8 protein-coding genes are annotated in these 7638 nt (G+C 72.4%); 7 read left to right on the top strand and 1 reads right to left on the bottom strand.

The window, feature by feature from the left end:
• Nucleotides 1-226 precede the first annotated feature (226 nt).
• From OXR63_RS17805 to OXR63_RS17795, 3 genes are read left to right on the top strand one after another with little or no spacing between them, the layout of a single operon-like run.
• Nucleotides 227-1126, top strand: coding sequence for a hypothetical protein (locus OXR63_RS17805; RefSeq protein ID WP_267425548.1), 900 nt, complete (start codon nucleotides 227-229; stop codon nucleotides 1124-1126).
• Nucleotides 1127-1150: 24 nt separating this feature from the next.
• Nucleotides 1151-1897, top strand: a complete 747-nt coding sequence (locus OXR63_RS17800) for a histidine phosphatase family protein (protein ID WP_267425547.1) — start codon at nucleotides 1151-1153, stop codon at nucleotides 1895-1897.
• A complete protein-coding gene (locus OXR63_RS17795) occupies nucleotides 1890-2753 on the top strand; it encodes an NAD(P)H-hydrate dehydratase (protein ID WP_267425545.1) in 864 nt (287 codons plus the stop codon). Before OXR63_RS17800 ends, OXR63_RS17795 begins: the two co-directional genes overlap by 8 nt.
• A gap of 189 nt (nucleotides 2754-2942) precedes the next feature.
• Here the strand turns inward: OXR63_RS17795 and OXR63_RS17790 are convergent, their stop codons facing one another.
• Nucleotides 2943-3380, bottom strand: coding sequence for a YdeI/OmpD-associated family protein (locus OXR63_RS17790; protein WP_267425543.1), 438 nt, complete (start codon nucleotides 3378-3380; stop codon nucleotides 2943-2945).
• Nucleotides 3381-3564: 184 nt separating this feature from the next.
• On the opposite strand from OXR63_RS17790, the gene OXR63_RS17785 reads away from it, so the two are divergent.
• Genes OXR63_RS17785 through OXR63_RS17770 form a run of 4 tightly spaced genes read left to right on the top strand, consistent with a single transcriptional unit; the run spans nucleotide 3565 to nucleotide 7629 of the window.
• Nucleotides 3565-4728 (top strand): ABC transporter substrate-binding protein, encoded by a 1164-nt coding sequence (locus OXR63_RS17785; protein WP_267425541.1) that lies wholly within the window; start codon nucleotides 3565-3567, stop codon nucleotides 4726-4728.
• 5 nt (nucleotides 4729-4733) lie between these two features.
• Nucleotides 4734-5678, top strand: a complete 945-nt coding sequence (locus OXR63_RS17780; RefSeq protein WP_267425538.1) for an ABC transporter permease — start codon at nucleotides 4734-4736, stop codon at nucleotides 5676-5678.
• On the top strand, nucleotides 5675-6562 hold the full coding sequence (locus OXR63_RS17775; RefSeq protein ID WP_267425536.1) for an ABC transporter permease: 888 nt from the start codon (nucleotides 5675-5677) through the stop codon (nucleotides 6560-6562). The genes OXR63_RS17780 and OXR63_RS17775 overlap by 4 nt, the downstream gene beginning before the upstream one ends.
• Nucleotides 6559-7629, top strand: a complete 1071-nt coding sequence (locus OXR63_RS17770) for an ABC transporter ATP-binding protein (RefSeq protein WP_267425534.1) — start codon at nucleotides 6559-6561, stop codon at nucleotides 7627-7629. The genes OXR63_RS17775 and OXR63_RS17770 overlap by 4 nt, the downstream gene beginning before the upstream one ends.
• The last annotated feature ends 9 nt before the right edge of the window (nucleotides 7630-7638 follow it).

Raw genomic sequence — 7638 nt, 5'->3', positions numbered from 1 at the left:
GGAGGTCGTTCGTTCCGACCCCCGACGCGCGTTCCCGCTGTGCATCGCGGATGGTGTGGGAAGGAACGGGATCTCCTCCACAGCAGGTCGGACTGGAGGCTCGTCCCCAGCTCCGGCAGGTGGCTCACCAGTCGGCATGGAGAACAGGCACCGTGGCGGTATGGAACCACCACTGCCCATCCATCGCGCGACACCGACACGAGAAGCCGGTCGGACCGGTTCGGCGATGCGCCGCCGAACCGCCCGAGAGGGGCCCGACCGACTCGTCCGGGTCGGCCCGAACGCCTTCGTCCGTGCTCTCGACTGGGACGCCGCCGGGCCTCGTACCCGCTACGTCACCCGCGTCCACGCCCGTCTGGCACGGCTCGGGGAACCGGCGACGGCCTCCCACCTGTCGGCGGCGGCCCTGCTCGGGCTCCCGTCGCTGCGCGGCTGGCCGGACGAGGTCCACGTGACCGTGCCCAGGTCCCGCTACCGGAGCCGCACCGCGGGGCTCGTCCTGCACACGCGGCCCCTCCACCCGACCGAGTCCGTCCGGAGCGGATCCGCCCTCGTCACGACCGTCCCGCGCACGGTCGTCGACGTCGCCCTGACCGGGGACGTCCGCGCCGCCGTGGTGCTGACGGACTCGGCGCTCCGCACGGGGGTGACGCTGCCCGACCTCCGGCGTGCGCTCGACACACACCCGAGCGCACGTGGACGACGAGCCGCAGAGCTCGTGTTCGACCTGGCCGACGGGCGGTCCGGGTCCGCGGCGGAGTCGTTCGCCCGTGTCGTCTTCCGCGAGCTCGGCCTGCCGGAGCCCGTCCTGCAGCAGGAGTTCGTCGTGGACGGTCGGCGGATCATCGTCGACTTCTGGTTCCCGGAGCAGGGCGTCGTGGTCGAGGTCGACGGCCGGGCGAAGTACACGCAGGCGCGGTACCTCGCCGGGCGGTCACCGACCGAGGTCTTCCTCGACGAGAAACGACGGCAGGAGGCCCTGCTCACCGTGCCGGACGTCCGCCGGGTGGTGCGGACCGAGTGGCGCGACCTCCACGAGCCCGCGTCACTCGTCCACCGACTCCGCGCGGCTGGTCTCCCGTGTGCCGTCCGCCCCGGCCCCAGCGCGATCCTGGCCGCGGCGTGAGCCAGGACGGCCTAGCGTGGCGGCATGGCAGTCACCGAGATCTGGCTCGTCCGCCACGGGGAGTCCACCGCGAACGTCGCAGCCGGTCGAGCGGAGGCTGCCGGCGCCGACGTCATCGAGGTCGACCACCGTGACGCCGACGTGCCGCTGAGTCCGCTCGGCGAGGAACAGTCGCGGGCCCTCGGGTCAGAACTCGCCGAACGTGGTGTCGACGACGTACCCGTCGTGCTGTGGGTCTCGCCGTACCGCCGAGCCCAGCAGACGATCGGCATCGCGCTCGAGGCCGGCGGCCTCGCGGAACCGACGAAGCGGGTCGACGAACGGCTGCGCGACCGGGAGCTCGGCGTGCTCGACCGCCTCACCCGCACCGGCGCCCAGAACCTGCACCCCGACGAGGAACAGCGCCGCCAGTGGCTCGGGAAGTACTACCACCGGCCGGCCGGTGGGGAGTCCTGGGTCGACGTCATGCTCCGGCTGCGCTCCGTGCTCTCCGACGTCGACCGCATCGAGGATGCTGACCGTCTGGTGGTCGCCGCACACGACGCCGTCGTCATGCTCGTCGTCGCGGTCTGCCTCGACCTCGACGAGACCGCCCTGATGGACTTCGCGGCGACGCACACGGTCGCCAACGCCTCGCTGACGCGACTCCGCCGCGACGCCGTCGGGGGCCCCTGGACGCTCGAGGAGTTCTCGGGCACCGGGCACCTCGAGGAGGACCCCGCCGCCGAGGTCACCGAGCACGAAGGACGGAAGGACGACGTCCATGTCTGAGCCCACCCCGGTCACCCCGAACCTGCTGCGCGAGTGGGCGCTCCCCGACACCGGCGGCAGCAAGTACGGCCGCGGGCAGGTGCTCGTCGTCGGCGGTGCCGCCAAGACCCCCGGCGCAGCGATGCTCTCGGCGACCGCGGCCCTGCGCGTCGGCGGCGGACGCCTGACGCTCGCCGTGGCCCGCAGTGTCGCCCTGCACGTCGCCGTCGCCCTGCCGGAGTCGGGCGTCCAGCCGCTCGACGAGGACGAGGACGGCCACGTCGCCGTCGGCGCGATCCAGAGCCTGACGGACGACCTCGGCAGCGCGGACGCCGTGCTCGTCGGACCCGGTCTGGACGAGCCCGACGGCAGCCGCGACCTCGTGGCCGGACTCGCCGCAGCCGTCGGGGACGACACCGTCGTGGTGCTCGACGCCTTCGCACTGGGGGTCGCAGCCGACCTCGTCGACGAGCTCGCACCCCTCCGCGGGCGCCTCGTGATGACGCCGAACTCGGGCGAGGCCGAGCGCCTCCTCGGCCACGACACGTCCGACGACCACACCGACGCAGCCGAGATCGCCGAACGCTACGGCGCCGTCGTGTCCCTCGGCGGGGTCGTCGCCGCACCGGACGGCCGTGCGTGGGCGAAGGGCACCGGAGCCGGCGGGCTCGGGACCAGCGGGAGCGGTGACGTCCTCTCCGGCGCCATCACCGGGTTGCTCGCCCGCGGTGCCGACGTCGCACAGGCCACCGTGTGGGCGACCCAGGTCCACGCTGCCGCGGGCGACCGCCTCGCCGTGCAGGTCGGACCCATGGGGTACCTGGCGAGCGAGCTGCTGAACGAGATCCCGCGCGTCCTGGTCGAGTTCGGCGCCTGACCCTCGGTTCGCGCCCCGCGGTGAGACGACGGGCGTGCCTTCCTTCCCACGACGTCCGCGATGGCAAGTCCTTCCGCGCGTGGGCGGTCGGAACGAACGACCTCCTACGCGCGAAACCACTCGCTACGCGGGAAAGGACCCGCGAAGGCGCGAGGGCGCGAGGGCGACGGCGCGAGGGACCGACAACCCCTACCCCCGCAGGGACTCCACGGCCTTCGCCACACGGCGCGCACGGGTCTCCGGCGCCTTCGCCTGGTTCACCGGGTCCACGAGTGCCCGCTGCCGCGACGACGACAGCGTGTCGAACGCCGCACGCACCCCGGCCTCGGCGAACGCTGCCGCCAGGTCGTCGGGCACGTCGGCCATCCGCGGCAGCGTGTCCAGCGTCAGGGTCACCACGACGGCGTCCCCGGCGGCGACGCCCGACGCCTCGCGGTGTTCGGCGGACAGCGGCACGAGGAACTGCTCGTTCATGACGCCCACCGTCGAGCGGTAGGTGTAGCCCCCGTCGAGCGTGACCACCACGGCCGGGCGTCTCCCCGACCCCAGCGCGTCGATGACGTCGGACGGGACGGGGAGTCCCGTCGCCGTCTTCCGCGCCTGCAGGACCGTCGTCGTGAACTGCATCCGAGCCTCCAGGCCGTCGATGGCACCGAAGGTGCCGTCATGAAGAAGTGGACAGAACCGTACAACCGCACGCGCTGTTCCGCCACCGTTCACCGTCGGAGCAGCCGCTGGAAACCGACCGCGCCCACGATCGTCGACGAACCCGATCCCCCGGGTCCACCCAGAGCACCCGAAAGGCACCACCGTGCAGTACAAGCGCACCATGGCCGGCCTCGCGCTGGCCGCCGCGGCCGTCGTCACCCTCGCCGGCTGTTCCGCCACGAGTTCCGCCTCGACCGGCGACGCCAGCGGCGCCAGTGGCAAGAGCGGCACCGACTGGAAGACCGCCACGAGCGCCGAGAGCGCCGGCGGCATGGACGCCCTCGTGAAGGCCGCGAAGGCCGAGGGCAAGCTCAACGTCATCGCCCTCCCGCCGACCTGGGCCAACTACGGCAAGATCATCGACGGCTTCCAGAAGCAGTACGGCATCACGGTCAGCTCGGCCAACCCGAACGGGTCGAGCGCCGACGAGGTCGCCGCGGTGAAGTCGCAGCAGGGCCAGGACACCGCCCCCGACGTGCTCGACCTCGGCAACGCGGTGCTGCAGCAGAACCTCGCGCTGCTCACGGACTACAAGGTCGCGAACTGGGACGACATCCCGACGACGCTGAAGGACGAGAAGGGCGCCTGGACCCGCGACTACACGGGCCTGATGTCGATCGGCTACGACTCGAGCAAGGTCAAGAAGGCGCCGAAGGACCTCGACGACCTGCTCGACCCGCAGTACAAGGGCAAGGTCTCGATCGCGGGTGACCCGACGCAGGCGAACCAGGCCGCGAGCGCGGTCTACCTCGCAGCGCTGGAGAACGGTGGCTCGGCCGACGACGTCACGAAGGGCGTCGACTACTTCGGCAAGCTCAAGTCCGCCGGCAACTGGCAGAATGTGCTGCCGACGCAGGCGACGGTCGCCTCGGGTGAGACGCCCGTCGTCGTGCAGTGGTCGTACAACAACCTCGCCTGGGGCCCGGCCGCCGGTGCGAGCGGGAACAAGAACTGGAAGACGGTCGTGCCGAAGGGCGACGCACTCGGTTCCTACTACGCGCAGGCGATCAACAAGGACGCCCCGCACCCCGCCGCGGCCCGCCTGTGGCAGGAGTACATCGCCAGCCCGAAGGCGCAGAACCTGTACCTGCAGGCCGGTGCCTTCCCCGCCACGCTCGCCGCGATGGAGAAGTCGGGCAAGGTCGACCAGGACGCCCTCGACGCTGCCGGCGGCGCCCCGAAGGACTACGTCGAGCTGACGGACGCCCAGGTGACGGCGGCCGCGAAGGTCCTCGCTGCCAAGTGGTCCGCCACGATGGGGTCCTGACCAGCATGACCACCGCATCGGCACCGACCGCCCTCCCGGCCCCGGCCGCTGCACCGGCCACCCATGCCGGCGCACCGGTCGGTGCCGATGCGACCCGTCGTCGTCGTCGCCCCGGCCTCGCCTGGCTCGGCCTCGCCCCGTTCGGCGTCTACGTCGTCCTGTTCCTCGCCGTCCCCGCCCTCGTCGCCGTGGGCAGCGGGTTCTTCGACGCCGCCGGACGGCCGACGCTCGCGAACCTCGCCGCGTTCACCGACCCGAGCATCCTCCGCGCCTTCGGGGCATCGGCCGCGCTCTCCGCGGTCTCCGCCGTGATCGGCGCGGTGGTCGGCGCGGTCGTCTGCTGGGCACTCTCCGCGCTCCGCCCCGACGGCCTGGTCCGGTCGATGATCGACTCGGTCGCCAGCGTCCTCGCCCAGTTCGGCGGGGTGATGCTCGCGTTCGCGTTCATCGCCACCATCGGCGCGCAGGGCCTCGTGACCACCTGGCTGATCACGACGTTCCACTGGGACATCAACGCCGACGGCGCCTTCCTCTACACGGTCCCCGGGCTCGTGATCCCGTACCTCTACTTCCAGGTGCCGCTCATGGTCCTCACCTTCATGCCGGCGTTCGAGGGCGTGAAGACCCAGTGGGGCGAGGCCGCCGCCACCCTCGGTGCCTCCCGGGCGACCTACTGGCGCCGGATCGCCCTCCCCGTGCTCGCCCCGGCGTTCTGGGGATCGCTGCTCCTGCTGTTCGCGAACGGGTTCTCGTCGTTCGCCACCGCCGCGGCGCTCATCTCGCAGGGCGGCATCGTCCCGCTCACGATCCGGCAGCAGCTCACCAGCGAGACGATCATCGGCCTGCAGAACGTCGCCGGGGTGCTCGCCCTCGGCATGGTCGTCGTGATGGCCGTCGTCATGAGTGCCTACGCACTCCTGCAGCGCCGGGCCGCCAGGTGGCAGCGATGAGCGCGGCGGCTCCCTCCGCCCCGGTGGCCGGGTCGACACGGCCTGGAGGCCCCGCTCGCCTCCGCCGCTTCGGCGCCGCCCCGTCACGGGTCACCGCCACGGTCGTCCTCGCGCTCGTCGGCCTCGTCTTCGCGGTGCCGATCCTGGCCCTGGTGCAGTTCACGTTCCGGCAGGGCACCGACGGCAGCCTGACGGGCGCGCACTACGCCGCGATCGCCGACCCGGTGAACCGCGGCACCTACCAGCCGGTGTTCGACGGACTCGGGGCGTCGCTCGTCATCGCCGTGATCACCGTGGCGATCATCCTGCTGGTGCTCCTGCCCGCGCAGCTCATCACCGCACTGCGGTACCCGCGGCTCCGTCGGCTGCTCGAGTTCGTCTGCATCGTGCCGATCACCGTCCCCGCGGTGGTGCTCGTCGTCGGGTTCGTGCCCGTCTACCAGGTGGTCTCCCGGGTCGCCGGCTCCGGCGCCTGGACGCTGGCCTTCGCGATCGGCATCATCTCGCTGCCCTTCGCGTTCCGCCCGATCGCCGCCGCCGTCACCGCGACCGACCTGACGACGCTGTCCGAGGCCGCCAGGTCCCTCGGCGCCTCGTGGTGGACCGTCACGTGGCGGGTGCTCCTGCCGAACCTCCGCCGCGGCGTCCTCGCCGCCTGCTTCCTCGCGATCACCGTCGTCCTCGGCGAGTACACCCTCGCCTCCTTCCTCTCCCGCACCACCTTCCAGACCGCACTCGTGCTCGTGCAGCAGACCGACCCGTACGTGGCCGCGATCTTCTCGCTCGGCGCGCTGCTGTTCGGGTTCGTGCTGCTCGTCGCCATCGGCCGGATCGGACGGCGCCGAACACGCCCCGGACGCTCCCGCACCAAGGAGTCCGCATGACCGTCACCGCACCGGCCGCCCCCGCGTCACTCGTCGGGACCGGCGCCGCCGTCGAACTGCAGGCCGTCGAGAAGCGCTACGGCGCACACCGCGCCCTCGCCGGACTCTCGCTCCGGGTCGAGCCGGGGGAGTTCCTCTCGCTCCTCGGCCCGTCCGGCTGCGGCAAGACCACCGCGCTCCGGGCGCTCGCCGGGCTCGAGGCCGTCGACGCCGGCGCCATCCGCATCGACGGTGTCGACGTCGCGAGCATCCCCGCGAACAAGCGCGACATGGGGATGGTGTTCCAGCAGTACTCGCTGTTCCCACACATGACCGTGCGGCAGAACGTGGCGTTCGGGCTGGAGATGCGCAAGGTGCCGTCGTCCGAGCGGAAGTCCCGGGTCGTCGACGCGCTCGACATGGTCCACCTCGCCGACTTCGCCGACCGCTTCCCGCACCAGCTCTCCGGCGGGCAGCAGCAGCGCGTCGCCCTGGCGCGCGCCCTCGTCACCCGCCCCCGCGTGCTGCTCCTCGACGAGCCGCTCTCGGCGCTCGACGCGAAGGTGCGGGTGTCCCTCCGCGAGGAGATCCGCCGCATCCAGTCCGACCTCGGCATCACCACCGTGTTCGTCACCCACGACCAGGAGGAGGCGCTCGCCGTCTCCGACCGCATCGCCGTGATGAACGCGGGCGACGTGGAGCAGATCGGCACGCCCGAGGAGCTCTACCGCTCCCCGTCCTCGGCGTTCACGGCGGACTTCGTCGGGCAGTCGAACCGGATGCGCGGGGACCTGCGCGGCGGTGACGTCTTCGTGTACGGGTTCCGCGTGCCGGCGCTCGCCACCCGGGTGGCCGACGGCCCCGTGCTCGCCATCGTCCGACCGGAGGACATCGCCTTCGCGCCCGAGGGCGTCACCGGCACCGTCGTCTCCTCGAGCTTCCTCGGCTCGATCCGCCGGACGACCGTCCGCCTCGACGACGACACGGTCGTCACCGTCCAGCACGAGGTCGGCGACCGCCGCACCGCCGGCCAGGCGGTCGCGGTGCGTCTGCTCGGCGCACCGGTCGCGGTCGCCCCGCTCGCGTAGGCCGGCCGG

Origin of the sequence: Curtobacterium sp. GC_Cur_3, from assembly GCF_026544205.1 — a bacterium.
In the GTDB taxonomy this organism is placed as follows: Bacteria; Actinomycetota; Actinomycetes; order Actinomycetales; family Microbacteriaceae; genus Curtobacterium.
Note: the sequence above shows the minus strand (reverse complement) of the source record. Positions and strands in the feature narration are given on the sequence as shown.

What these genes read in the sequence shown, in the direction of transcription:
- OXR63_RS17805 (WP_267425548.1), top strand. Translation starts at nt 227, where the DNA reads ATGCGCCGCCGAACCGCCCGAGAGGGGCCCGACCGACTCGTCCGGGTC.
- OXR63_RS17800 (WP_267425547.1), top strand. Translation starts at nt 1,151, where the DNA reads ATGGCAGTCACCGAGATCTGGCTCGTCCGCCACGGGGAGTCCACCGCG.
- OXR63_RS17795 (WP_267425545.1), top strand. Translation starts at nt 1,890, where the DNA reads ATGTCTGAGCCCACCCCGGTCACCCCGAACCTGCTGCGCGAGTGGGCG.
- OXR63_RS17790 (WP_267425543.1), bottom strand. Translation starts at nt 3,380, where the DNA reads ATGCAGTTCACGACGACGGTCCTGCAGGCGCGGAAGACGGCGACGGGA.
- OXR63_RS17780 (WP_267425538.1), top strand. Translation starts at nt 4,734, where the DNA reads ATGACCACCGCATCGGCACCGACCGCCCTCCCGGCCCCGGCCGCTGCA.
- OXR63_RS17775 (WP_267425536.1), top strand. Translation starts at nt 5,675, where the DNA reads ATGAGCGCGGCGGCTCCCTCCGCCCCGGTGGCCGGGTCGACACGGCCT.
- OXR63_RS17770 (WP_267425534.1), top strand. Translation starts at nt 6,559, where the DNA reads ATGACCGTCACCGCACCGGCCGCCCCCGCGTCACTCGTCGGGACCGGC.